The organism is Tenacibaculum crassostreae (assembly GCF_964512405.1).
Lineage (GTDB): Bacteria > Bacteroidota > Bacteroidia > Flavobacteriales > Flavobacteriaceae > Polaribacter > Polaribacter crassostreae.
Genome location: NZ_CAZELE010000002.1, coordinates 204,148 through 229,293, shown reverse-complemented (window position 1 = coordinate 229,293; position 25,146 = coordinate 204,148). Strand labels below are relative to the sequence as shown.

Below are 25,146 nucleotides of genomic sequence, written 5' to 3'. Positions count from 1 at the left end.
TTGTCCGATTGATTGCGGAACACAAGGAAGTTGAATGTGAAAACTCGTTGATTTTTTTTCTCGTGTGTAGTATATACCATAGCCTACAAAAGTACGAAATTTTAAGCTAACATCAAAATAGACTTAGAAAACAGTGGATTTACTTACTGGTTTTTCTATAGAATAAGAAAGGCAGCTAAATTTAGCCGCCTTATATTTTTATCTATTTTTTATTGATTTACTTTTTAAACTTACTAATTCCTTCTTCTAACCAATTAAAATATTCATCAACATTTGGAGTATAAGCAACTGGATCAATTAAATTCGTTTCATCATGATTCATTAACACATAAAACGGTTGTGAATTAGCTTTGTACTTTATGGTTTGTAATTCGCTCCATTTTTGACCGATATACTTTAATTTCTTACCAGGGTTTAACTTCGATTCTACTACCTCATCATCTTTTAAAGGTCGTTTATCATCCACATACAAAGAAATTAACACCACTTTATTTTTTAATATGTCTAATACTTTTGGCTTTACCCACACGTTTTGTTCCATCTTTCTACAATTAACACAAGCGTGTCCTGTAAAATCTATCATTATAGGTTTACCAACCTTTTTCGCATACGCCAATCCCTTATCATAATCGTGAAAAGCCATAATATCGTGTGGCGGCATTAAGTGTGCGCCTTCTGGTAATCCTCCGTGATCATTTTGCTGAACACTTGCCGTTCCTGCTTTTGTAAATCCAACCCCATAAGGAGATTCGCTATAATGTTGTGGTGGTGGAAAAGCACTTATCAGGTTTAACGGCGCTCCCCATAAACCTGGAATCATATAAATTGTAAATGACAACACTATAAGTCCTAAACTTAATCTTCCTACTGATATATGACTGATTGGGCTATCGTGTGGTAATTGTATTTTTCCGAAGAGATAAAACGCTAAGGCTCCGAAAATAGCAATCCAAATTGCGATAAACACTTCTCTTTCTAACAAATGTAGTTGTAAAACTAAATCGGCATTCGATAAGAATTTAAATGCTAATGCTAATTCTAAAAACCCTAAAACTACTTTTACGGTGTTTAGCCATCCTCCTGATTTTGGCAATGAATTTAACCAACCTGGGAAAGCTGCAAACAAAGCAAATGGTAAGGCTATTGCTGATGAAAACCCCAACATTCCTACTATCGGAGCTATTCCTCCTTTAGAAGCTGCTTCTACTAATAACGTACCAACAATTGGTCCTGTACATGAAAAAGACACAATAGCTAATGCTAATGCCATAAAGAAAATTCCTATTAACCCTCCTCTATCAGCTTGCGAATCTACTTTCGTTGCCCAAGAACTTGGTAAGGTAATTTCAAAAGCACCTAAAAACGATACTGCAAAAATTACCAAGATTAGGAAAAATGCTAGATTGAACCATACATTGGTTGATAGTGCATTTAAAGCATCTGCACCAAACACCGCTGTTACAACCGACCCTAACAATACATAAATCCCAATAATTGATAATCCGTAGATAATTGCATTACGAATTCCTGCTGATTTACTTTTACTTTGTTTCGTAAAGAAACTTACCGTCATAGGAATCATTGGGAATACACATGGAGTTAATAGCGCTGCAAATCCTGATAAAAAAGCAATAAAGAAGATTCCTAACAACCCTCTTTTTTCTTCTTTTTTACTATCCTTAGAAGCTACCTTCTCTGATGTCTTAACTTCTTTTGAACTTAGAGCTGTCGCTTTACTTAACTCAAAAGTTAAATCGATTTCTTTAGGCGGTAAACACTGCTCGTCTGTACAAGCTATAAACTCTACAAAAGCGTTTACCTCGGTAGTTGATGTGTCAACCAATTCTATTTCTTGTTCAAAAATAGCTTTGTTATCAAACGATTTTATATTCATTCCTTCTTCACCAAAAAGTGTGGTAAACTTTATTTTTCCTTCTGGTTCAGATGTATTTCCTATAATTTTTATTTTACCCCCATTATCATCATAAGTAAAAGTAGTTGGTATTGGACCTCCACTAGGAACTTCTTGTGAATATAAATGCCATCCGTTTTGAATGGTTGCAGTGCTAATTAATTTATATTTAGTTTCTGACAGCTTTTCAACTTTCGAACTCCATTTAATCGGATTGTATATTTGACTTATCGCTGTAAAGCTAAATGCAAAGCATATCAGTAAAAATGAGATGTTTTTTTTCATTTTCTTTAAAAAAGAGATTAATTTATATCGAAGGTTAATTCAACTTCTTTAGGAGGCAAACAATTTTCTCCTGTACAAACCATAAACTCAACCATTCCTTTTACTTTGAATTTTTCAGTAGTTTTTAAACGTATTTTTTGTTTAAACACTGCTTTGGTGTCAAAATACTTAATTTTCATTTCAAAAATAGGATCGTCAATTTCATGTCCGTTAGGTTCTGATGTGTTTCCTTTTTTTAAGTAACGAGAATCACCATTAAACGTAAATAATGTTGGAATTGGACCTCCTTGAGGAATATTTTGTGAGTACAAATGCCAATCATGTTCAATGAGAGCAGTAATTACTAACTCAGCTTCATTATCTGAAATTTTATTTACTGAAGTTGACCATTTTATCGGATCATGTACTTGCGCATACGAAACACTACCAATAGCAAGCAATAGGATGAAAAATACTTTTTTCATTTTTTATCAATTAGTTAAATTGTAGTTAAATGCGTAAAAATAGCATGTTTCTTATTTAAATCAAGAATGATTTTAAAAAGTTTAACATTAAAATGTATAAATAAAAAAAGAGCAACCATTTCTGATTACTCTTATCTAGTAGCGGGAACAGGACTCGAACCTGTGACCTTCGGGTTATGAGTTCGAAAAATCACCTTTTTTAACGCTATTTAATACCCAAAACTAAACAAATCGTTTACGATACTGTTTACGGTAGTTAAACTTTAATTTGTTGTTAAATATAGTAAAATTTAATCTTATAAATATTTCTATATTTTTAATTAACTTTAAACAGAACTATCTTACTGCAATTCTGTTTGTTATGAAAAAAATTATCTTATCCAAACTTTACCATAAAGACAAAAATCAAATCAGAATTAATTTTGAATATAATTATGAAATAAAGGAGTATGTAAAAAAACACCCCTTGGTTAAATGGAGTAATACTTATAAAACATTTTACCTTCCATTTTCCAAAGAAAATGCAAATAATTTTTGCGTTTATTTACGCAAGAAAAACTACCTCGTAGACTTCAAAAAATTACAGAACAATAAGATTAATACCCTACCAAAAAAACTAAGCCCTGAAATAACCTCATCAATTGACTTATTTAAAAAATGGCTAGTTCAAATGAGATATAGTAACAATACAATTAAAACTTATATTTCAATGATTGAATTGTTCTTTAAATTTCATTCTGAAAAAAATATCCAACAAATTACTAAAAGAGATATTGAATTTTTTAATGATGAATACATTATTAAAAACAATTATTCTTCTACATTTCAAAACCAATTAATCAACGCAATTAAACTTTTTTATACTTATAACACTAATCAATATTTAGATTTACAAAATTTAAACCGCCCAAAGAAAAGCAAGAAACTTCCAGAAGTTTTAAGTCTAGATGAAATTAAACAAATACTTACCTCTATTAAAAACCTTAAACACAAAACTCTATTAAGCTTAATATATTCTTGCGGTCTAAGAATTGGAGAAGCTTTAAACTTGAAAACAAATTCTATTGATTTAAATAGACAATTATTACACATAAAATCTGCCAAAGGAAGGAAAGACAGATTTATACCTATTTCACCCACAATGATTTTACTTTTAAACAGATATTTATCTCTTTACTTTCCTAAAGTATATTTATTTGAAGGACAAGCTAACGCAAAATATAGCACAACAAGCGCAAGACAAGTTTTAAAACGAGGACTTAGCAAAACAAATATTACAAAAAGAGTTACATTACACACACTACGCCATAGTTATGCTACACATCTACTTGAAAATGGTACAGATATCCGTTTTATACAAGAATTACTTGGTCATAATAGCCCAAAAACAACCATGATTTATACACATGTCAGCACTACAAGCCTTCAAAAAATTAAAAATCCTTTCGACGATTTTAATATTTAACTTTTATATTTGTTATATAACAACATGTAAATATGTCATTTTAATACCTTATAGGGAGGTATAACGACGTATTTTACGCTCATATAAACAAGTTACCTGCAAGCTGAAAATCGAGATTAATCAAAACCTATGATAAAAGTTTATTTTGACTGGAATGTTTTATCCCAAATGAAAAATGGAAAACACGTTGAGTTGAAAGAACTAATATTAAACAATGAAAATTTATTAATACCCTTTTCAACTTCACACATAAACGATATATCTTCTAGCTTTAAAGGCACACAGAAACAGCAAGAATATATTAACTCTGATTTAGAATTTATTTCTGATATAACAAATGAATATTGCCTTTTTAATAATGGAAAAGGAATCGTATTAGACCATTATCCTCCAAAAGAATTATTTGAACAAAATATCTCTGACAAGAACACATTCAAGGATATAAGTATTAATGGATTATTAGAAAACTTTGAAGATGATGAATTAACCAAAAGTCTTGTAAAATCAATATTTGATTTACTCAAGTCTATTCCAATTGAAGAATCTTTTAAACAAGCTTTTGAAACACCTGAAAGTTCTGAGGCTATGGAAAAAATGTTCCCTGGTTTAAAAGAAAACCCAACAATGGAAGGTTTTTTTGAGAGTTTTAGTAAAATGAACTTCAATCTTAACGAATTGGAAGGTTATAAAGATTTAAGAAAAACAGTTCAAAGCGGAACAGGAATTAATAGAGATAAAATATTCGATACACAAAACCCATTTGAATTTATTCAAAAAACTTATGATAAATTAGGCTTTAATCCTGAACAGTTTTATCCTGAATATCAAAATGCTCCAAAATGGTTTGATGATATAACAAATACATATATAAAACTTGATATGCACGGTTACCAAGAAGATACTGTGAATATCAAAAAAGGTAGAAAAGAAACATTTAAAAATACAACTGATGATGCTTTTCACGCAGCTTTTGCTTCAACTTGTAACATTTATGTAATTAACGATAACAGGTCTTACAAAAAAACTAAAAAAGTATTTGAGAAATTAAAAATAAATACAAGAGTTTTTAAGCCCAATGAGTTCTTAGAATTCTACAAAAAATTCCTACATAATGAAAACCCAAGTCTTGATTTAAAGATTATTCAAGATTTATTAAGGTCAAATAGTTTTTATGACTCAAAATCTGAAGATGGTATTTTTAGAACATTTTATTTTCCTTATTTTCTATTTGGTTTTTTTAATAAAATTGGAGTTTTTTATCCTACTAATTCAGAAGAAACAAGTACTTTTTTAAGTCAAGACAAACCTACAAATTGGTTTATAATTGATGAAGAGGTGAAAAGATTAGTCAAAAGAATGTTAACTTATTTTGGAAATGATATAGATAATGAAGGAGAACTGAGAATGAATGAGTTTAATAAAGATAAATGGAATGGTCGGAAATGGAAATTTGAAAACCTAACTCTAAGACTTCAATCAATAAATGGTTATGTCCAGTTATATTTTGATTTTGAAAATGAAAAGCCAGCAGGTAACAAAGTATAAAAATAATAAGGGTTAAGTGCCTAACCGAAAGTTGGTACATATTTACAAAGTCCGCCAAATTTTAAATTTGACGGTTAAAAGAAAATAACGGTAAAATTATTAAATTTGGCTAAGTGTTAAAACCGAAATTAAATGCGTTTTAACCCCTTACTATTCTTATACGAGACCGTTGTGCAACATAACCAAACTGAATGGGAATACAAGCAGACAATCCGAATCTAATTAAATTACTTCTTGAACAAAGTAAAAAACTTCAAGAAGATAGAAAGGTTGTGCTTTCAAAAATAAATCCTTGGTTAGACATTTTAGAAAAGAGTTCTTATTCAAAAATTGAAAAGAAACAGAAGCGTAAAGAAATTATTGACATTGGGAATTTTATACATTATTTTGATTCAAGTTTAGTAATCGAAGATGCATTAAGTGAAAGTCCTGATTTCATCGTAAAACAAAATGAATTAAAAATTGGTATCGAATTAAAGGATTTAATAATTCGTCAAAATGAAAAAGAAAAAGAAGGAATTTTAAAATCACTTTTTGAGCAAATTAAATCAGAATTAAAAAGTGAGGAAAAATCTCTTTGTGGACTCTATCGCATAGAATTAATCGATGAAAATTTATCCTTAAAAAAGAAACATAAAGAAGCTCTCAAAAAAGAAATAATTGCTCTGATTAAAGGTCAGCAAATAGAACAGAAATATGTAAAAGCTATTAAAAAAAAGCCAATGTCTGAAATTAGCATTTACAAAGGAGAAACTACAATTGTTGGAAACTTAAAACGAAAAGTTGTTGAAGAAAAAATTAAAACAAAAGAAGAAAAATTAAAAAGTTACTCAAGTGAAAAACTTGATGAAATTTGGTTGCTATTAGTCATTGGAGGAGTTGAAAAATCATCTGATTACTCATTTTTTGATTCTGATATTACAGAAAAACCTTTTGAATCAAATTTTGATAAGATATTTATTTATGACTTTTTTCATAGAGAAATAACCGAATTAAAAATTACGTTGCACAACAATGTATAACCGCAATTACGGCGGATTCGACTACGTCCGAATCCACTCGGAATTGCTAACGTCTGTGCTTAACCGAAAAATTTGCGTACTTTAACCCGTAACTGACGGTTATACGAGACCGTTACCACACATTCGAGACGAACTATGCTGAAAAAAGTAATTCTTGCTGACAAAAAATATTCTGGTAAATTCCATATTACTCTATATAAAGATAAACTGATTAATTATTACGGAATTTCCAATAGTCGATTTTTTAAAGAATCTAATACTGAGCCTAAAGAATTTAGTATTAACACAACCTTTGAAGTTTATAAACTTGATAAGTTCGACCAAAAGGAACATAAAGTAAAGGCTTCTCATATTTTACGTAATGAACAATTAGAATTTATTTTAGGCGACCGAATAAGAGTGTATGTAAACTTAAACATTTTTGAGGTAATTAGAATTAAGTGGATTAAAAAGCAATATTTAATACAAACAAAAGAAATTAAAACTGATATTCTCAAATATATAATTGGAGGTGTTTTAGGTTTTATTGGAGCTATGGCTATTCAGAAAATAAACCAATATAATGCTGAACCTGAAAATCCACCAATACAAGAAATAAAAAAATCTCTCGAACAAATAAATGACCAAACAACTGAAATAAAATTAGAAACTGATTCCATAAAAACTGATTTAAAAATTAATAATCCGAAATAAAAACTTGTGCTAACAAAGTATATAATTTATTGCTAGTTCTAGCCTACTTACGAAAATCCTCGCGGATTTTCTATTTGGTTTTTATTTGCTAAATTACATGTTAAACCACGCAACAAACTATATACAAAACCGTTACCAATAATTAAATGCATTATCCTGAAAAATATATAGTTGACTTGAATGAAAAGGAAATCATAGGTTTACATCTTGATTCATCATATAGCATTAATGAATTAAAAGACTCCTATGTTAGGTGCACTCTTTCCTTCTTGCTTGAAGCAATTCAACATTGCCGACATAATAATCATACCAAGAATTTAGTACCAATTATGTCTAGCTTGTCTATGTTAGAGCAAATCGGAATTTGTTATGAAAGAACTGACTTAAATACAAATTTTACAAATGGAATTAAGAGAGCTTTGATTTTATTTGGAGAATATGAATCTGATGATGATTTATTGGATATTTTACCTGCTCTAAGAAACGGACTTTTGCATAACGTGAGTCTAGTATCTAAAGCGAAATATCCTAACCAATCGAACTACATATTTAGATATAGTAATGAGAACGATAATTTAAGTGGTGTTTACCAAAACTCTCCAAGAATATGGGATGGTAACTTTGGAACACTAAGTGCAAAAGGAAGAGAACATTATACAACTCTCATTAACACTGATGAACTAAATGATTTACTTTACAAGTGTTTGAATAACGCAGAGGAACTTAATAATAAAGGACTACTCAAAATAAAGTTAGATGGCGGAAAAGAAGAGTTGTTTTACAATTATTTAAGGTCAAAACCGAAATAAACTATTGGTAACAATATATAAAAAACATAGGGCGATTTTGGCTTACCGAAAGGTCTTTGTTTATTTATAAAGTCACCAAATATAAAATTTGGCATTTTCAACAAAAAAAGATAAAAGCAAAATACTATATTTGGCTTAGTACCAAACCGAAACGTATCGCTTATCACCTGCCCTACGTTTCTTATACCAACCGTTGGCAACAAGCTGTACAAAATGACGACATTAGAATCAATATCAAAATTGAATAAAATATTCAAAAGCAAAAAATGGACTGAAATAGACATTGATGAATATGTATTTGATAATTTCTGTAAGCTGTTAGATAATGTAAAGGAAAGCGAGAGAAAATTAATAATTGAATTAGTAGAAAGGTATCAATGGATTTCTTTTTCAGAATATCAAGAAAAAATTCTTTCAACATTAGAAAGTGTAGAAGATGAGAAAATAGAAAAACTTAAAACAATATATTTCTTCCCAGTAATTAAACCAGAGGACGAAGGTGGTTTTAAAAGTGGGCAATTTCTAATTTACCAAATAAAGGCTTTTAAAAAGTATTTAAAAAAATATACAGATATCAAGTTTAAATATGTTTCAAAATTTGAGCATTTAACTGATTCGACATTTGAACTTAAAGAAAATGAAACTGTTTTCTTAATTGATGATTATATAGGTTCTGGAGAAACTTTAAATGCCTGTTTAGAAGTAGTCAGAAGCAATAAAAATATTACAAACGATAAACTAAACATAATAACTATTGCAATTCAAAAAGATACTTCAGAAGTGATTAAAAAAGAAGGTATCTCTATTTATTCAGATTATTTTTCACCTAGAGGATTAAGTGATTTTAATGACTCACCTATACTCGAAGAGAAAATTAAGGTAATGCTTGAAATCGAAAAGTTAATACCTGGTGGTAATCATTTTAGTTTAGGCTATAATAATTGTGAAGCCTTAATAACTCTTGCAAGAACGCCAGATAATACTTTTCCTGTTTTTTGGATGAAACATAGAATTGGAAAAAAATACTTTGATGCACCTTTTTCGAGAGAAGAAACATTTGAAATATGACTAAAAGAAAAGAGACATTATTACTCAATATAATTGAGAATTCAGGAAATATTAAAAAATTATTGAGAGAGAACTTATCTTACAAGGATATTTCAGAACTCGTAAATAAACTAGTGCAAGATGAGCTATTAACTTATGTTGATGAAAAAATAGTTTTAACTGAAAAAGGCAAAATACATTTAACAGACAACAAACATCTATTAAAAGAAACTAATAAAGAAAATTGGATACAACCAGAAAATAAAAGTAGAATAAAAAAACACGAACGAAATTTTATATATTTACCGAATCAAACAGAGCTTGATTTTTAAAAGAAATGGTTGGTGATGTCACCTTTCCAAATAGTGAACATTCTTTCAAGCTAGCGAATTTTGAAAAGGCAAAATCGGAGATATTTCCCTTTCCAAAATTCTTATTCCGAACGGGGGCTTTGAATAGTCCCCTGTTCATAAGGATAAAATTTCCACTATGAAATATGAACGACCAACAATTATATGTAAAAAAGTTTAGCGAAAAAGCAATTGAAAACGGTTTTTCAACTGACTACATAGAAAAGTGCTTATCATACGCAAACCCTTTATTAAAAAATAATCTTCCCGTAATATATAATATTCATCATTTTAGTGGTTTAGTTGGATATAATGTTTCTTATTTAAAACGTGCAGTAAAATTTCAAAAGTATTTTTATCGCAAATTTGAAATTGAGAAACGTAATGGAAAAAAAAGGACTCTTTTTGAGCCTCTTCCTAGTCTCAAAGAAATTCAATTATGGATTTTAGATGAGATTCTTTATAAATGCAAAGTTAGTAGATATGCAAAGGCTTATGTACCTAAACGGAGTATTAAAGAACATACAATTTATCATACTGACGAACCATTCGTACTTACTTTGGACATCAAAGAATTCTTTAAGAGTATAAGATTTGAATTAGTTGAAAGTCTTTTTTGTAATATGGGATATTCAGTAAAATTGTCAAATTTAATTACTAAACTTTGCTTTTTAGATTCTGAATTACCTCAAGGAGCACCGACTAGTCCATATATATCAAATCTAGTTATGAATGATTTTGACAATGAGGTTTCAAAGTATTGTATGTCCAACAAAATTAAATATACAAGATACGCTGATGATTTGGCTTTTTCTGGAAACTTAAATGTCGAGGAAATTGAAGCATTAGTTAAGAATGAGTTATCTAAAATTGGGCTTGAACTAAATGATACAAAAAGAAAATTAATGACGCCAAATCAACCACAATTGGTTTCTGGTATTATTGTTAACAAAAAAGCACAATTACCAAAAAAGGTTCGTAATTCGTTAAGGAATGAAATGTATTACATCAAAAAATTTGGATTAGAAAATCATATAGAGCGCACCAATCAAAAGAAACCAAATTACCTTAAACATTTGTTGGGAAAAATTAATTATGTATTACAGATTAACCCAAGAGATAAAGAGTTTATTGAATACAAAAAGCATTTACACGAATTAAAATAAAGCCAGTTGCCAACAACGTATATAGCTCATAGCTGGTCAGTTTCTTAGTCGAAGTTAAGGCATATTTGGAAAGTCGCCAAATTTTTAAATTTGACGACTTTCAAGAAAAAGATAAATAGTAAAATTAAAAATCTGGCTTGTGCTCAAACCGAAAATTAATCTTTAATTTACACGCTACGAGCCATATACAAGACCGTTGGCTACAATTTGATAAAAATGAAATTCAAATTATTACTTACGATATTATTAATATCATCAATTACTGACGCTCAGCAAGAAACCCTTGTCAAACCACTTGGAATTGGTAAAGTTAAATTACAAATTGAAGATATTATTTACAGTAAAACGATAAAACAATACGAACTAGAATTCTTTGAAAAAGAAGATTGTTTAAATTCTTCAAATAAGGTTGAGTTTAAATGGAATAAAAACGGCTTGGGATATATGGAAGTTCTAAACTCTGACTTTATAAAAATTAAGGACTGGCATGTTGAAGAACCTTATTTTATTGTGAATTTTATTTGTTTAGAAAAAAATTCAAAAGGCTACAAAATTATAGTTAATGAGGAGACTAATGAAAGTCGTTGGATTAAGAAAAGTCCCAAAATGGAATTTCAACCTTGGAGCGATTTTTTAAGGAATCTTTATTGTGTCGAGCAAATAGATATTAACTCAAACCCTCTTTTAAATAAAGTAAATGGAAAACCTATAAATAAAGAAAAACAGTGTTGGAAAGTTCTCAAAATTAGTGAAGAATGGATATTAGTAAATAATCAAACTGATGAACCTTTACCTAATAATGAAAAACCTTTAAAAGAAATAAAAGGCTGGATTAAATGGAGAAACAAAAATGGTTTACTAATTGATTATTATCTTGTATATTAAAAACAGTAGCCAACAAAGTGTATAATTAATTGCGGCTGAATTTCCTCATCGGAAATTCAATCTTATTAGTTATCTTTCCGCTACAGCTGAAAATGACTCGCGTCCTTTCCCGCAAAAAATCATACACAAATACGTTACCTACAATTAAAAAAATGACGAAGAATTTACCATACTGGCTTTGTAATAAGGGAACAACTTGTGACAGTGATGATTTTGAAGATGGAGAATCTTTTGAATTCATTAAAGAAGTGAGTTTGATAAAATTAAAAGATGAAAGATATCAGGTTTCTGAAATAGGAGCTTTTAGAAATATATTGGATGGATATGGATACGCACTAATTGACAATAAAATTGCTGATATTTTAAAAAAATATGTTTCTGACCAAATAGACTTAAAACAAACGATTATTTTCAGAAGGGCAACTAACGAAGAGTGGACAAACTATTCGGAGTTAATAATGAAAAACAAAATTGAGTTTAATGAATATTATCAGACAGAATCAGTTGGACTCAATATCTACGGAATATTAAACGGACTAATTTATGTATCAGCTGATTTAAAAGATTTAATCGAAAAAGAATTAACTGACCTAACTGATATTGAATTTAAAAGAGGATTACCACTTATGGCTGGATAAAACTGTAGGTAACACGGTGTATAAAACATAGCTAATAAGTGCTTAATCCAAAGGTTTGTTTATATTTAGAAAGTCCGCCAAATTTTTAATTTGGCTTTTAAAAAAGAGAAAATTAAAAACAAAATATAAAAATTCGGCTCTGTGTTAATCCGAAAAGTTAGTGTCTTTTTGTACGCTACGTTTCATACACAAGTCCGTTGGGCACAATTAAACAATAATGGAAAGATATGACCTACATAAAGATGATTTCACAAAACTCCATTTTGAGTTAAAAGTACTGGCACCCTATTTTCAACGTAACAAAGAGAAAGCTTCAAAACCACATAGACACAGTTTTCTTCAGATATTATGGTTTAAAAACAGTGGTAATCATTATATCGATTATGAAGTGGTAAAACATCCTGCAAACACATTGTTTTTGATCAATCGAAATCAGGTACACTATTTCTGTCCCGATTCTAACAATGAAGGTTATCTCTTCCACTTTAACGATTCGTTTATATCTAATCATAGCTTAGAATTACTTTCACGATTTACAATTTCAATTTTTAACGAAATAGAAGATCCCCACATTTTTTTAGAAGAAACGGACGCAAAGATTATTGAAAGTACGTCTTGCGATTTGCTTCAAGAACTTGAAGAAGAAAAAGTAAACTACCAACAAATAGTTATTCATCAATTCATAAGCCTTCTCTACCATATTGAGCGCATCAAAAAGAACACTGTTTCGTTTAGTGTAGATGCTAACTCTGACTTTTCTAAGGTTGTTAAATTTAAACAACTTATAATTGAAAACGTAGACCAAAACTTGGGGATTCAAGATTACTCAGATCGTTTAGGTATATCTTCAAAGAATTTAACCAAACTAACAAAACAACATACCTCATTAACTCCTGCAAACCTTATTAAGGAACTAAAAATATTGGAAGCAAAACGAATGCTATCCAGTCAAAACATCTCTATAAAAGAGGTTGCCTATAGTTTAGGATTCGACCAACCTACTTATTTTACCAAATTCTTCAAAAAAGAAGTGAACATCACGCCAAAGCAGTTCCAAGAGCAGCTGCTCTAAATTACCATTCTTAGGCTCTAAATTGCCATTTGAAGCCAGATAACGCACGTAATTTTGTTTCATAATTTAAAACTTAAAGATTATGAAAGCACAAGCAATTATAGTAGGTGGTACTACCGGAATGGGAAAAGCTACCGCTGAATTATTATTAAAAGACGGTATTGAAGTTACCATTATTGGTAGATCGGACAAAAATTTAAAGACTACCGAAGAAGAGTTATCAAAAATAGGTGATGTAAAAACTGTAGGCTTAGACCTCTTTGATTCTACACAATTACAAATTTTCATTAATAACCTTAACAGCACTACTCCTAACTTAAAGTATTTAGTAAATGCGGCAGGGTATTTTAGTCCAAAATTATTCGTTGAGCACACCACTGACGACTATGACCTTTATCACAATTTTAACAAAGCATTCTTCTTTATTACTCAAGAGGTAGCAAAAATCATGAAAGAAAATGGTGGTGGATCAATTGTAAACATTGGTTCTATGTGGGCAAAACAAGCTGTTAAGGCAACTCCTTCATCGGCATATTCTATGGCAAAAGCTGGATTGCATAGTTTAACACAACACTTAGCCATGGAATTAGCAGAGCACAAAATCAGAGTAAATGCGGTATCTCCTGCCGTAGTAGTAACGCCAATATATGGTGCTTTTATAGAGGAAGACAAAATAGAAGAAACATTACAAGGCTTTAATGATTTTCACCCAATTGGCAGAGTGGGAAGACCTGAAGATATCGCCAAAACAATTCACTTTTTACTTACCGACCAAAGCTCATGGGTAACGGGTGCTATCTGGGACATAGATGGTGGCGTTATGGCAGGAAGAAATTAAAAGACAAATGATTAAAACATTAACAATTAAAATTTAGTAAAATGAAAAATTTAGTAAAAACAACAGTCTTATTAACATTCCTATTTTTTGTAGGAATAGTAGCTAATGCTCAAAACACCTCTTACAAAATCAATAAACAAAAAAGAGTGCTATTAATCATGTCATCTTATGATGATATGGGGATTAGCGGAAAACAAACAGGAACTTGGTTTCAGGAGTTAGCTGCACCCTACTACATTCTAACAAAAGCAGGATATGAAGTCGTATTTGCATCACCAGATGGAGGTGAAGCTCCAATTGACTTACTAAGTATGAAAGTGCCGTTTACCACAGACTACACCGGTAATTTTTTAAATGATCCAGTAGCGATGTATGCTGTTAAGAGAACAAGAAAACTTAGAGATATAGACTACAATACCTTTGATGCGATTTTTGTTCCTGGAGGGTATGGATTGATTTGGGACTTGGCTTCTGACCAATACATGATTAAACTAGTTCGTGACTTCTACGAATCTGGCCGCCCAGTTGCAATGGTTTGTCATGCCCAAGCTATCCTTAGAGATGTAAAATTAACGAACGGTAAGTACTTAGTAGAAGGTGTTAATCTTACAGGTTTTAAAGATTCTGAGGATGCTGAAATAGAATTGGACAAACACCTATTATTTTCTTTAGAGCAAGAATTGAAGAGAAGAGGAGCCAAGTATCATAGTGTGGAAAACTGGAAGCCTAATGTAATCGTTGACGGTCCGTTAATGACAGGTCAGAGTCCTGCTTCGGCAGTACCTCTTGCAGAAGCTTTAAGAGATAAATTGAAAAAATAATTTATTATTAAATAAAGGTGAAGGTAAAACTTCACCTTTCCATCTAATTTAAGTTGTAAGCAGCACAAATTTCTTTGATTAAAACGATCATTGGAAGTTTAGAGAAGTGCTAAATCAAACTTTAAAAATTTTAAACAATGTTAAACGGTATAAATTTGAAAGGTCTTCAAGAATATACAGACCTTATAGAAAAAGAAGAAAAAGAAGCATATTCTAGCTATGGTATTACCGCACTATGGCAAGGAGGTGTGAACACAAAAATTACTACTCACAATCAAAAAGTGGGAAGCAATGAAGTACAAAAGGATTTTAGTTTTGAGATTGGTGAACCCAATGAACTTTTGGGCGATAACTCAAGACCAACACCACAAGACTATTTATTAGGAGGATTAGCAGGTTGCATGATGGTTGGTTTTGTAGCTGGTGCTTCAAGCAAAGGAATTAAACTTAATGAGGTTAAACTTCATATTACAGGAACTTTAGACTTAAGAGGTTTTTTAAATGTAAACCCTAAAAGTCCTATTGGCTTTGACACCATTGAGTTTTCCTTTGATGTTGATGGTGATGGAACTCAAGAACAGTACAATGAAATCATTAACAATGTACGTCAGTTTTCACCTAATTATAGAACCATTTCTGACAAGGTCAATATGAAACTCAAAAGCTGAATAAAACATAAAGGAACTAAGTGGTTAAAGCTTAGTTCTCTTTTTCACTATTAAAACTCGTAAAAGATGAAACAACATGTTAGCCTTGTAAGATCTAAAATTCAAAACAAATACTATACAGAATCGAAAGTATCAGGTTTTTTTGTAGAATCAGACGAACCAATAGCTTTGGGAGGAACAAATAAAGCCCCAAGCCCGATTGACCTTATGAACAGTGCATTGGCAAGCTGCACGGCTATGTATTTACTAAACAAAGCAGAGGAAGAAAATATTACTGTTGGGGAAATAAAAATCAAAATTATAGTAAGTAGAAATGAAGATCAGTCATTTAGATTTGAGCGAACACTTAGATTCGAACACAAAGTACCAGAAAATGAGCTTCAAAAATTACTTCTGTTTGCAAAAAAGACACCAGTTACAAAGGCCTTAACAAAAGGCAATCAAGTTATTACAACAGTCAAATAAATACACTTTCAGCATGCATTCGAATGTACTTATCATTGGGGCAGGATTATCCGGCTTACTTCTTGGTTATCGATTAAAGTTGGCAGGCATTCCATTTAAAATTATTGAATCTCGAAACAGAATTGGAGGTCGCATTCATACACTTATGAGTGCTAATGGTACTCCCGTAGAAATGGGGGCTACTTGGTTTGGAGATCAACACATTCACATAAAACAGTTGTTGCATGAACTCAGTATTCCCTATTTCGAGCAATATATGGAGGGTACTTCATTCTTTCAACCGTTCTCTACTTCTCCTGCGAGTGCCATACCTATTCCCAGCCAACCTCCAAGCTATAGAATAGCAGGAGGAACATCTTCTTTGGTACATTCTTTAGCATCAGTAATTGGGAATGATGCTATTGCATTAAATGAACATGTCAAACGCATTGATTTTTCAGAAAAAAACGTGACTGTTTACACCAATGATAAATCATTTGAAGGTTCTAAAATAATCCTAGCAATCCCCCCCAAATTGTGGAGTAATATCATTGACTTTTCGCCATCATTACCTAATGAACTTAAAGATATAGCGACCGCAACGCACACATGGATGGAAGACAGCATAAAGGTTGCTATTACCTTCAATCAACCATTTTGGAGACAGTCGGGGCAATCAGGAACTTTATTTAGCAACACAGGACCAATAACGGAACTGTACGATCATTGTAACTATGAGGAAAACAAATACGCCTTATGTGGCTTTGTAAACCCTAGTTTTAAAAGGTTAACACTTGAGGAACGTAAAAAAAATATTTTAAAACAATTAAATAGTGTTTTTGGAAATAGTATTAATAGTTACACAGATTATAATGAACAGATATGGAGTTTAGAAGATAATACATTTTTTGAAAATCAGACCCCTTTGTTTCCCCATCAGAATAATGGTAACCCAATATTTCAAACAAGCTATTTCAATGGTAAATTATTCATCTCTTCAGCAGAGGTCGCTCCTATTTATCCTGGTTATATGGAAGGTGCTGTTGTATCTTCAATGCTGTTAACTGAAAGAATAATTAATAAAACTGTGCCCAACAATGTGTATAAACAATAGCGGTTTAGGTGCAAACTTGCACCACTTTTTGCATTTAATTAAGTATCTTGCTGATCGACAGATAAGCGTTTTAAATCCGCTACTGCCCATACACTGAGCCGTTGTGTACAATGTGCCAGCCGCAAAAGCCCAACACAAAACGCACTCGAATTTTTATGAAAAATCTGATTGATAAGCAGTACGGTACAAAAGTACATCTGACTGACAAGCAGTACGCAATCTGACCGCTAATTGAACGTCCCCCGGAACGCAAAAAAATAACTGATTGACAAGCATTCTGGAAGTTGTCTGGAAGTAAACTGACTGGCAAACATTACGGACAAAAAACAAAAAAAACACTGTACACAACAAAGTATAAAAATAATTGCTACATTAGTCCTTAACCAAGAGGCGTTGCAATTTTGCTACATCTGATTTTCCTGCGGAAAATCCTCGCACGCAAAACCGCAACTATTCTTATACCGACCGTTATAGCCAATACTAAATGAGCACCTAATAAATGAATTCAATTAGTGAAATACACAAATACAATGGCTTTAAACTTATATCACTTGATTTAAGAGAAAATTCTCTAACTGGGAAAAGCAAACTTCATTATAATTTTATTGATAATGATGATAGCCAAGATATAATTTATACTACTGTTATAATTGGTCCAAACGGAACAGGAAAAAGTAATTTATTTCGAATTATAATAGAGCTTCTGAAAGAATTAAATGATTTGAGCAGAGGTAAAAATCGCACATATAATGTTGATGGTCTTTTTAATTTAAAATTCTCAGTTAATGGAGATATTTTTGAATATGCTAATTTTCATAATGACAAGGATTACTTTAAAGACTTACCAAATCCTGAAAAAGGAATTAAGCCCTTCTTGTTACGAAATGGTGATAACATAGATTTAAAAGAGGCACAACTTCCCTTATCTATTGTTGCTAACTCTATAATGCTTACCGATAAATTTCCCTTTTATAGAAAAGAAAAAAATGAGCAGGGCGAAAAAGTTGAGGCATTTCCAAGGTACAAGTATTTAGGAGTAAGAAATATACCTCAGAGTGCTAGTACACGAGCTTATGTCAGACGAACAGTAGAATTTATTGTAGAACAGTTCGAAAAGAAAGGAAGTAATAAAAACGGGTTTCTAGATGCATTAAAAAGAGCAACTGATTTTCTAGAATTAGAAAATTCAATCGATATTTTTTATTACACATCAAATAATGCTAAATTTTTCAGAGGTAATTTAACTCCAAAGGGTTTAAATGATTATTTCGAAGCTATTCATAAGAATTATCCAACACCTGAAAGTAACCCTCCTTTTAAATTGAATCAGTACTTAAAAATTAAGAATGATGTGACACTTTTGGAATCTATTTGCGATTTCTGCAATCTACTTGTTAATGAAGAAAAGTTGGAAAAACTTCCTTACAAATACAGTTCTATCCGAAAAATCACTTACAATCTAATTGAACCTAAATTGTTCGAACAGCTAAACGAAGATTACACTATGCTGGAACATTTAAGGCAACTTGGTATGATTTCTTCTCCAGAGATTCAATTAAAACGTACTGATGGTTATTCATTACAGGAAAGTAGCTCAGGGGAATATCATTTCTTTTCTTCTATTGTTGGCTTAATGGCTACTGTTAAACCAACTAATAGCTTGGTATTAATTGATGAACCGGAAATTAGCTTACATCCGAATTGGCAAATGAAATATTTATCCTTTTTGAGGGAATTATTTAGCCATCCAGAATATGCAACTTGTCATATACTTGTTGCTACACATTCTCATTTTCTTATTTCTGACTTAAAAGGTGGTAGCTCAAAAATCATTGGATTAAAAAGAAATGATGGTAAAATAGAGATAGTGGATTTGCCAAAAAACATCAACACTTTTGGTTGGTCGGCTGAGGATGTGTTGTACAATATTTTTAATGTGCGTTCCTCTTTAAACTATTACCTTGAAGCTGATTTAACAGAATTATTGGGAATGATAGCAAACAATATTAAAGACAAAAATAAAATAACCCAAATTCTGGAAAAGCTTAATATGTTACCAAAAAGAGCAAACGACCCGTTGCAAGAAATTATAGCTGAGGCAACAGAATATTTAAACTCTATGGAATGATTCGTCAATTAACAACACCATATAATTACACTCAACAAGAAAAAACTTGTATAAATACTGCTGGAAACAATTGGGGAAGTAAATCAAATTGCATAAAAGCCTTAAAAACTAGTTTAAATGCTCATTTTGATACAGAACAAAATGAGAAATGCTGCTATTGTGGCTTACTATATGACAGAACTGGTAGAGGTGAAATTGAACATATAGCTCCAAAAGGAGCCGGCTTATATCCTCAATTTTCATACACTCCTAATAATTTAGCAAAAGTTTGTCAGTTGTGTAATTCATCATCAATGAAACACGATTATGACTCGGTAAGAACGATAAATCAAAATTATGATCAAATAGACTTTAAAATAGTTCATCCATATTTAGATAATCATAACTACCATTATCGTTTTCGTTACGGGCTTCTCAATGTAACCATATCTGTTAACAATGATTCAGATAAAGCAAGGGAGTCAATTAGATTATTTGAACTTGCATCAGAAAAAAGAACAAGAGCTAGAGCAGTACAGCGTAATCAAGAAAGACTTGAAAATTTATACAATATACCAACAGCTATAAAAGAAAGAATTAAATCAGTGATTTCTAGAAATTGAAGGTATGAGAAATGAAAAGAATAAAAGGCTATAACACTATATATGAAATCATAGCACCCTTCGGGATGCTACGCTTCATATACTAATCGTTGGCAACAATTTCAACAAAATGAGAATATTTAAAATTTATATATTAATTCCCTTTATATCTGTATTCATTTTGTTTTCCTTATTAGTTATTTACCATTCTTTAAATGAAATAATTGATAAAAACAACGAATTGTACTGGGTGAAAAAAGAAGCTTATTTCAAAAGTGAATATATTGAATTTAATAAATATAAAATCACATATAGTTATAACATAAAAAATAAAACTTATACTAAAATTGACTCATTAGATTATGGTAGTGAAATTGAAAATTATAAAAAACTATTTATTTGGGTAAATCCTAATAATGTCAATGAATCAAAAATAATACTAAAAAAAGGTGCTTATGAGAATCTAGTTTTTGGTTTAGGTTTTGCTATTTTACCACTAGCCTTTATTGTTGGAATAATAATAAGCTTAAAAAAAGAAAACGAGATTATTAATGGTATAAAAATAATTGAATGATTGGAGCAGTTATATTCTTAGTAATTGGGATTATAGTTTTAGGGTATGGTTTTCATTTAAAATCAAAAACCAAAAAAACTAAAAATTGGGTAACAACTAATGGAAAAATATTAGACATCAAACTTACTCGAGTACTTTTAGACGAAAGTCAGGATTTTAATTGTGAAATAAAATATTCTTTTTTTGCTAAAAACAATAAAATCGAAGGTAATAGAATTTTACCTTTTATAGGTATAAGCAGTAATGAAGAAAATATTAAAATATATGAAAAACTAAAAAATGCAGAAAATGTAGAAGTTCATTATAATCCCAAAAACCTTAAGGAATCATGCTTAGTTAAAGAGAGTAATTACCTAAATACTGGAATTATAATCTTAGGACTGACAGCTTTATTATTTGGTAGTTTAATGTTTACTTTAAGTGTTTTTGACCAACAAGAAAAGAACAGAAATGATATTGAATTCATAGAATAAACTATTGCCAACAATGTATAAAAATAATTGCTACATTAGTGCTTAACCAAAGGTAGTTGCAATTTTGTTACGTCTGATTTTCCTTCGGAAATTCCTCGCACACAAAACCGCAACTAATCTTATACAAACACGTTGTGGTTAATGTCTAAAAACCGTAAAACTGGATGAATAAAACAATATTTGAAATTACTAAAATGGATTGTCCTTCAGAGGAAAATCTAATCCGAATGAAATTGGACGGAATTTCAAATATTGCAAATTTAGACTTCGACATACCTAACCGAAAACTGACCGTTTTTCACAGCGGAGCAATAGATCAAATCGAAAATTCAGTTATCGAACTGAATTTAGGTGGAAAGAAAATCTCGACAGAACAAACCGACCAAACAGAATTTATTGAAAACCTAAATCAGAAAAAACTTCTCTGGTCTGTCCTTGTAATAAATTTAGCATTTTTCCTAATCGAAATGACAACTGGAATAATCTCAAAATCAATGGGATTGGTTGCAGATAGTTTGGATATGCTTGCCGACAGTTTCGTTTACGGAATTAGCCTCTTTGCAGTTGGAGGAGCTTTAACGAGAAAAAAGCAGATTGCTAAACTTGCTGGATATTTTCAAATAACACTTGCCTTTATTGGATTTGTAGAAGTTTTAAGAAGATTTTTCGGAGACGAGAAACTACCCAACTTTTCGACAATGATTATCGTTTCGATTTTCGCACTTATTGCAAACGGAATTTGTCTTTACATTTTACAAAAGTCAAAAAGTAAGGAAGAGGCTCATATGAAAGCAAGTATGATTTTCACTTCAAATGATGTGATTATCAATTTAGGAGTTATTACAGCTGGACTTTTAGTAAATTGGTTAAATTCAAGCAAACCTGATTTGATTATCGGAATAATAGTTTTTGTTTTGGTAGTTCAAGGTGCTTTTAGAATTTTAAAATTGAGTAAATAAATGAAAAACACTAACCACAACAAGGTGTATAATTAATTGCGGCTGAATTTCCTCATCGGAAATTCAATCTTATTAATTATCTTTCCACATCAACGGAAAAGAACTCGCGTCCTTTTCCCGCAAAAAATCATACACAAATACGTTGTAGTTAATTATGAAAGAAGCAAAAAACATAGAAAGCAACATCTTGAAATTTCATGTTAATCATGATATTTCTGGAGTTGAGTTAATGAACGCTAATTTCAAATCTAACAGAGCTTCTTTGCACTATCACCTGGAGTTTATTATTGGTGTAATGGAAAGTGGTGTGCAATCGTATTGTCCAAAGTCACCTAAAGAAAAAATAATTTCTAAGGGGCATATTTCAATGATAAATCCTGAGAGAATCCATAGCAACAAAAACATTGATGACAAAGGCTACAAGTATAGAACTTTTAATGTACAGCCAGAAGTTTTTCAACAGATTGCAAATGATATAGCACAGGATGAAGTTTCACTTCCAAATTTTGATAAGGTTACTGTAAAAGATAAACATCTTGAAACACAATTATTACACCTTCATAATAGTCTTTTCTTAAATCAATTTGATACTATTCAAAATCAAAGTTGCTTTTATGAAACCTTTGCTTATCTTATAAAAACCTACAGTTCAAATAAGTTAAAAACTGGAAAAATAAACGCAAATTCTATTATTGCTAATCGTATAAAAGATTATTTGCATACCTATTTTGATTCCAAAATAACATTAGAAGAGTTATCAGAGGTTTCAGGACTAAGTACTTATTATTTAAATAGAGTATTTTCAAAATCAATTGGTATTCCTCCGCATAAGTATTTAATGAATTTAAGACTTAATAAAGCTCAGGAATTATTAAAACTTAAGAACTCTGTTACAGAAGTAGGCTACATGGTTGGGTTCTTTGACCAAAGTCACTTCACCAGAAATTTTAAATTGTTTTTAGGCATTACACCCAAACAATATCAGTCTTCCATTTCCTAATCGCAAGATTATACAATTTTTTAAAATCGTCTAGCTTTAATTTTGTCTCTCAATTAAAAAGAGAAATAAAATGGATGTAGATAAAATACTCTCAGAAAGAGATGAAACTTTGAATTATGCTGCGCAAAAAGCAATAACGTTTTTGCAAGAAGCGCAAACAAGAGCTATTGAACCAACTGAAGAAGCACTTAAAAACCTTTCTTTATTAGACGGCCCTTTTCCTGAAACTCCAATGCCATCAAAAGAGGTTATTGAAGAACTAGAAGATGTTGGTAGTAAGGGGGCAATGGTAACCATTAGTCCTCGTTTTTTTGGATTCGTAACTGGCGCAAATCTACCAGTTACTGTTGCAGCTCAATGGCTAGCCGCTGCATGGGATCAACTACCAAATATGGCTGTATTATCTCCATTAGCGTGCAAACTAGAGCAAGTGGCCGAAAAATGGTTAGTAGATGTTTTACACTTACCTAAACAAACACGTTGTTCGTTTGTAACTGGTACTACAACCGCTGATATGGTTTGTTTACTTGGCGCAAGAAATCATGTTTTAGAACAATATGGATGGGACATTCAAACTAACGGTTTATTTGGAGCTCCTAAAATTAGAGTTCTTGTTGGAGAAGAAGTTCATACCACCATGCTTAGGGCTCTAAGGGCGGTAGGTATTGGAAATGCTCAAATAGAAAAAATTCCAGTGGATGATAATGGTGCAATTGATGCTAGCAAACTTCCAGAGTTTAGAGATGAACCAACCATTATTTGTTTACAGGCAGGAAATGTAGATTCAGGAGCTTTTGACCCTTTTGATGTCATTATTGAAAAAGCCAAAAAATATAATGCTTGGGTACATATCGATGGTGCCTTTGGTTTATGGGCAGCTTCAAACCCAAAGCTAAAGTATTTAATGAAAGGCTTTGAAAAAGCGGATTCTTGGGCTACGGATGCTCATAAATGGCTAAATGTACCTTATGATTCTGGTATGGCATTTTACAAAGACGAGATGGTTATTAAAAAAGCACTTACGTTAAAAGGTAATTACCTAGTTCAAGGTAATGATGACCCTATGAACAGAACTTTAGAAACTTCAAGAAGAGCAAGAGGAACAGAAGTTTGGGCAGCCTTAAAAAGTTTAGGACGACAAGGTGTCTCAAATATGATAGGTAAATCTTGCGATTTAGCTAAGTATTTTGAGCAAAGATTAAGAGAAGAAGGCTTTGAAATTTTAAATAAAGTAGAGCTTAATCAGGTAATGGTTTCATTTGGCTCTGATGAAAAAACAAAAGTAGTAATAAAAGCCATTCAAAAAGAAGGAACTGCTTGGTTTGGTGGTACCAATTGGCATGGTAAAGAAGCTATGCGAATTAGTACAGTGGGGTGGTCAACCACTAAAGAAGATATTGATATGAGTATGGAAGCATTGCTTAAGGTTGTAAATCAGTTTAATTAAATAAAATTCATACTATGTTAGAAAGTGAAAAAATACTCAGATTTGAAATCATAACTGAAATCAGAAAAAAAGTACCTAATTGTTTTACCTCTAATGGTCAATTTATTGGTTCTTCTGTTACAAAAAACAATGCAAATGAATTGAAAGTGGTAATTACTAAAAACAATATAGATAAAGTTATTATTGAAGATATTACCTTGGGTTATTTATTTAGAAGTAATTTATTAACTCAAAATTTCAAAGACCAAGTTAACTTGGTCTTTGATTTCTTTTTTACAGACTAAAGTAAAATGACAAAATATAAAGAACATAATGATAATGTGCTACTTAAAAAACTTAAAGTAGAGAACCTTGATGATTATAAATATTGGAAGCATCCTAAGCAGGAGAATAACTAACTACAACAACGTATATAAAAAATAGCTGTTTAAGTGCTTAAACAAAAATGAATTTTATAAATTTAAGGTCAGTGCTAAACTGAAAAGTTAGTGAGTAGAAATCCGCTACTTTTCATATACCAAACGTTGTGTACAATGTGCCAGCCGCAAAAGCCCAACACAAAACGCACTCGAATTTTTATGAAAAATCTGATTGATAAGCAGTACGGTACAAAAGTACATCTGACTGACAAGCAGTACGCAATCTGACCGCTAATTGAACGTCCCCCGGAACGCAAAAAAATAACTGATTGACAAGCATTCTGGAAGTTGTCTGGAAGTAAACTGACTGGCAAACATTACGGACAA

26 protein-coding genes and 1 tRNA gene are annotated in these 25,146 nt (G+C 31.1%); 24 read left to right on the top strand and 3 right to left on the bottom strand.

All coding sequences use genetic code 11. The features are described 5' to 3' along the window. Positions 1-217: 217 nt before the first annotated feature. The 3 genes from ACKTST_RS02095 to ACKTST_RS02085 all read right to left on the bottom strand — a co-directional run bounded on the left by ACKTST_RS02095 (position 218) and on the right by ACKTST_RS02085 (position 2,868). Positions 218-2,197 (bottom strand): protein-disulfide reductase DsbD family protein, encoded by a 1,980-nt coding sequence (locus tag ACKTST_RS02095; RefSeq protein WP_408046139.1) that lies wholly within the window; start codon positions 2,195-2,197, stop codon positions 218-220. 17 nt (positions 2,198-2,214) lie between these two features. After that, positions 2,215-2,661: a protein-disulfide reductase DsbD domain-containing protein gene (locus ACKTST_RS02090; protein ID WP_408046138.1), complete on the bottom strand. Its 447-nt coding sequence runs from the start codon at positions 2,659-2,661 to the stop codon at positions 2,215-2,217. A 139-nt stretch (positions 2,662-2,800) separates the two neighbouring features. Continuing rightward, positions 2,801-2,868, bottom strand: a tRNA-Met gene (locus ACKTST_RS02085). 64 nt (positions 2,869-2,932) lie between these two features. On the opposite strand from ACKTST_RS02085, the gene ACKTST_RS02080 reads away from it, so the two are divergent. The 24 genes from ACKTST_RS02080 to ACKTST_RS01965 all read left to right on the top strand — a co-directional run bounded on the left by ACKTST_RS02080 (position 2,933) and on the right by ACKTST_RS01965 (position 24,684). Next, on the top strand, positions 2,933-4,126 hold the full coding sequence (locus ACKTST_RS02080; RefSeq protein ID WP_408046137.1) for a tyrosine-type recombinase/integrase: 1,194 nt from the start codon (positions 2,933-2,935) through the stop codon (positions 4,124-4,126). Positions 4,127-4,255: 129 nt separating this feature from the next. Next, entirely contained in the window at positions 4,256-5,671 is a 1,416-nt protein-coding gene (locus tag ACKTST_RS02075; protein ID WP_408046136.1) for a hypothetical protein, read from the top strand. 191 nt (positions 5,672-5,862) lie between these two features. After that, on the top strand, positions 5,863-6,693 hold the full coding sequence (locus ACKTST_RS02070; protein WP_408046135.1) for a hypothetical protein: 831 nt from the start codon (positions 5,863-5,865) through the stop codon (positions 6,691-6,693). 135 nt (positions 6,694-6,828) lie between these two features. After that, the gene (locus ACKTST_RS02065; RefSeq protein ID WP_408046134.1) at positions 6,829-7,386 is read left to right on the top strand and encodes a hypothetical protein; all 558 of its coding nucleotides are present in this window, start codon (positions 6,829-6,831) and stop codon (positions 7,384-7,386) included. Between the two features lie 146 nt (positions 7,387-7,532). Beyond that, the gene (locus tag ACKTST_RS02060; RefSeq protein ID WP_408046133.1) at positions 7,533-8,195 is read left to right on the top strand and encodes a hypothetical protein; all 663 of its coding nucleotides are present in this window, start codon (positions 7,533-7,535) and stop codon (positions 8,193-8,195) included. Positions 8,196-8,408: 213 nt separating this feature from the next. Next, positions 8,409-9,263, top strand: coding sequence for a phosphoribosyltransferase (locus ACKTST_RS02055; protein WP_408046132.1), 855 nt, complete (start codon positions 8,409-8,411; stop codon positions 9,261-9,263). Continuing rightward, complete coding sequence (locus tag ACKTST_RS02050) at positions 9,260-9,574, top strand: hypothetical protein (protein ID WP_408046131.1); 315 nt, start codon at positions 9,260-9,262, stop codon at positions 9,572-9,574. Before ACKTST_RS02055 ends, ACKTST_RS02050 begins: the two co-directional genes overlap by 4 nt. A gap of 164 nt (positions 9,575-9,738) precedes the next feature. Then, entirely contained in the window at positions 9,739-10,758 is a 1,020-nt protein-coding gene (locus tag ACKTST_RS02045; protein ID WP_408046130.1) for a reverse transcriptase domain-containing protein, read from the top strand. Between the two features lie 216 nt (positions 10,759-10,974). Then, the gene (locus ACKTST_RS02040) at positions 10,975-11,643 is read left to right on the top strand and encodes a hypothetical protein (protein WP_408046129.1); all 669 of its coding nucleotides are present in this window, start codon (positions 10,975-10,977) and stop codon (positions 11,641-11,643) included. Positions 11,644-11,795: 152 nt separating this feature from the next. Beyond that, a complete protein-coding gene (locus ACKTST_RS02035) occupies positions 11,796-12,281 on the top strand; it encodes a hypothetical protein (RefSeq protein WP_386104232.1) in 486 nt (161 codons plus the stop codon). Positions 12,282-12,498: 217 nt separating this feature from the next. Continuing rightward, complete coding sequence (locus tag ACKTST_RS02030) at positions 12,499-13,353, top strand: AraC family transcriptional regulator (RefSeq protein WP_408046128.1); 855 nt, start codon at positions 12,499-12,501, stop codon at positions 13,351-13,353. A gap of 82 nt (positions 13,354-13,435) precedes the next feature. Beyond that, entirely contained in the window at positions 13,436-14,191 is a 756-nt protein-coding gene (locus ACKTST_RS02025) for an SDR family NAD(P)-dependent oxidoreductase (RefSeq protein WP_408046127.1), read from the top strand. A 41-nt stretch (positions 14,192-14,232) separates the two neighbouring features. After that, positions 14,233-15,012, top strand: a complete 780-nt coding sequence (locus tag ACKTST_RS02020) for a type 1 glutamine amidotransferase domain-containing protein (RefSeq protein ID WP_408046126.1) — start codon at positions 14,233-14,235, stop codon at positions 15,010-15,012. A gap of 137 nt (positions 15,013-15,149) precedes the next feature. Further along, positions 15,150-15,680 (top strand): OsmC family protein, encoded by a 531-nt coding sequence (locus ACKTST_RS02015; protein ID WP_408046125.1) that lies wholly within the window; start codon positions 15,150-15,152, stop codon positions 15,678-15,680. A gap of 66 nt (positions 15,681-15,746) precedes the next feature. Then, a complete protein-coding gene (locus ACKTST_RS02010) occupies positions 15,747-16,145 on the top strand; it encodes an OsmC family protein (RefSeq protein ID WP_408046124.1) in 399 nt (132 codons plus the stop codon). Positions 16,146-16,158: 13 nt separating this feature from the next. Beyond that, a complete protein-coding gene (locus ACKTST_RS02005; protein ID WP_408046123.1) occupies positions 16,159-17,238 on the top strand; it encodes a flavin monoamine oxidase family protein in 1,080 nt (359 codons plus the stop codon). 499 nt (positions 17,239-17,737) lie between these two features. Continuing rightward, positions 17,738-19,366, top strand: a complete 1,629-nt coding sequence (locus ACKTST_RS02000) for an AAA family ATPase (RefSeq protein WP_408046122.1) — start codon at positions 17,738-17,740, stop codon at positions 19,364-19,366. Further along, on the top strand, positions 19,363-19,968 hold the full coding sequence (locus ACKTST_RS01995) for an HNH endonuclease family protein (protein ID WP_408046121.1): 606 nt from the start codon (positions 19,363-19,365) through the stop codon (positions 19,966-19,968). The genes ACKTST_RS02000 and ACKTST_RS01995 overlap by 4 nt, the downstream gene beginning before the upstream one ends. Before the next feature lie 109 nt (positions 19,969-20,077). Continuing rightward, complete coding sequence (locus tag ACKTST_RS01990) at positions 20,078-20,521, top strand: hypothetical protein (RefSeq protein WP_408046120.1); 444 nt, start codon at positions 20,078-20,080, stop codon at positions 20,519-20,521. After that, the gene (locus ACKTST_RS01985) at positions 20,518-20,994 is read left to right on the top strand and encodes a DUF3592 domain-containing protein (protein ID WP_408046119.1); all 477 of its coding nucleotides are present in this window, start codon (positions 20,518-20,520) and stop codon (positions 20,992-20,994) included. Before ACKTST_RS01990 ends, ACKTST_RS01985 begins: the two co-directional genes overlap by 4 nt. Positions 20,995-21,158: 164 nt before the next feature. After that, entirely contained in the window at positions 21,159-21,953 is a 795-nt protein-coding gene (locus tag ACKTST_RS01980; RefSeq protein ID WP_408046118.1) for a cation transporter, read from the top strand. Positions 21,954-22,107: 154 nt separating this feature from the next. Further along, the gene (locus ACKTST_RS01975; protein ID WP_408046117.1) at positions 22,108-22,953 is read left to right on the top strand and encodes an AraC family transcriptional regulator; all 846 of its coding nucleotides are present in this window, start codon (positions 22,108-22,110) and stop codon (positions 22,951-22,953) included. A gap of 70 nt (positions 22,954-23,023) precedes the next feature. After that, positions 23,024-24,400, top strand: a complete 1,377-nt coding sequence (locus ACKTST_RS01970; protein ID WP_408046116.1) for a pyridoxal phosphate-dependent decarboxylase family protein — start codon at positions 23,024-23,026, stop codon at positions 24,398-24,400. A gap of 14 nt (positions 24,401-24,414) precedes the next feature. Next, positions 24,415-24,684, top strand: coding sequence for a hypothetical protein (locus tag ACKTST_RS01965; protein WP_408046115.1), 270 nt, complete (start codon positions 24,415-24,417; stop codon positions 24,682-24,684). Positions 24,685-25,146: the final 462 nt, after the last annotated feature.

Coding starts and splice junctions, on each gene's coding strand:
- ACKTST_RS02095 (WP_408046139.1), bottom strand. CDS start 2,197: ATGAAAAAAAACATCTCATTTTTACTGATATGCTTTGCATTTAGCTTT.
- ACKTST_RS01995 (WP_408046121.1), top strand. CDS start 19,363: ATGATTCGTCAATTAACAACACCATATAATTACACTCAACAAGAAAAA.
- ACKTST_RS02070 (WP_408046135.1), top strand. CDS start 5,863: ATGGGAATACAAGCAGACAATCCGAATCTAATTAAATTACTTCTTGAA.
- ACKTST_RS01965 (WP_408046115.1), top strand. CDS start 24,415: ATGTTAGAAAGTGAAAAAATACTCAGATTTGAAATCATAACTGAAATC.
- ACKTST_RS01975 (WP_408046117.1), top strand. CDS start 22,108: ATGAAAGAAGCAAAAAACATAGAAAGCAACATCTTGAAATTTCATGTT.
- ACKTST_RS01990 (WP_408046120.1), top strand. CDS start 20,078: ATGAGAATATTTAAAATTTATATATTAATTCCCTTTATATCTGTATTC.
- ACKTST_RS02045 (WP_408046130.1), top strand. CDS start 9,739: ATGAACGACCAACAATTATATGTAAAAAAGTTTAGCGAAAAAGCAATT.
- ACKTST_RS02040 (WP_408046129.1), top strand. CDS start 10,975: ATGAAATTCAAATTATTACTTACGATATTATTAATATCATCAATTACT.
- ACKTST_RS02025 (WP_408046127.1), top strand. CDS start 13,436: ATGAAAGCACAAGCAATTATAGTAGGTGGTACTACCGGAATGGGAAAA.
- ACKTST_RS01985 (WP_408046119.1), top strand. CDS start 20,518: ATGATTGGAGCAGTTATATTCTTAGTAATTGGGATTATAGTTTTAGGG.
- ACKTST_RS02000 (WP_408046122.1), top strand. CDS start 17,738: ATGAATTCAATTAGTGAAATACACAAATACAATGGCTTTAAACTTATA.
- ACKTST_RS02065 (WP_408046134.1), top strand. CDS start 6,829: ATGCTGAAAAAAGTAATTCTTGCTGACAAAAAATATTCTGGTAAATTC.
- ACKTST_RS02005 (WP_408046123.1), top strand. CDS start 16,159: ATGCATTCGAATGTACTTATCATTGGGGCAGGATTATCCGGCTTACTT.
- ACKTST_RS02020 (WP_408046126.1), top strand. CDS start 14,233: ATGAAAAATTTAGTAAAAACAACAGTCTTATTAACATTCCTATTTTTT.
- ACKTST_RS02015 (WP_408046125.1), top strand. CDS start 15,150: ATGTTAAACGGTATAAATTTGAAAGGTCTTCAAGAATATACAGACCTT.
- ACKTST_RS02035 (WP_386104232.1), top strand. CDS start 11,796: ATGACGAAGAATTTACCATACTGGCTTTGTAATAAGGGAACAACTTGT.
- ACKTST_RS02090 (WP_408046138.1), bottom strand. CDS start 2,661: ATGAAAAAAGTATTTTTCATCCTATTGCTTGCTATTGGTAGTGTTTCG.
- ACKTST_RS02060 (WP_408046133.1), top strand. CDS start 7,533: ATGCATTATCCTGAAAAATATATAGTTGACTTGAATGAAAAGGAAATC.
- ACKTST_RS02010 (WP_408046124.1), top strand. CDS start 15,747: ATGAAACAACATGTTAGCCTTGTAAGATCTAAAATTCAAAACAAATAC.
- ACKTST_RS02075 (WP_408046136.1), top strand. CDS start 4,256: ATGATAAAAGTTTATTTTGACTGGAATGTTTTATCCCAAATGAAAAAT.
- ACKTST_RS02055 (WP_408046132.1), top strand. CDS start 8,409: ATGACGACATTAGAATCAATATCAAAATTGAATAAAATATTCAAAAGC.
- ACKTST_RS02050 (WP_408046131.1), top strand. CDS start 9,260: ATGACTAAAAGAAAAGAGACATTATTACTCAATATAATTGAGAATTCA.
- ACKTST_RS01980 (WP_408046118.1), top strand. CDS start 21,159: ATGAATAAAACAATATTTGAAATTACTAAAATGGATTGTCCTTCAGAG.
- ACKTST_RS01970 (WP_408046116.1), top strand. CDS start 23,024: ATGGATGTAGATAAAATACTCTCAGAAAGAGATGAAACTTTGAATTAT.
- ACKTST_RS02030 (WP_408046128.1), top strand. CDS start 12,499: ATGGAAAGATATGACCTACATAAAGATGATTTCACAAAACTCCATTTT.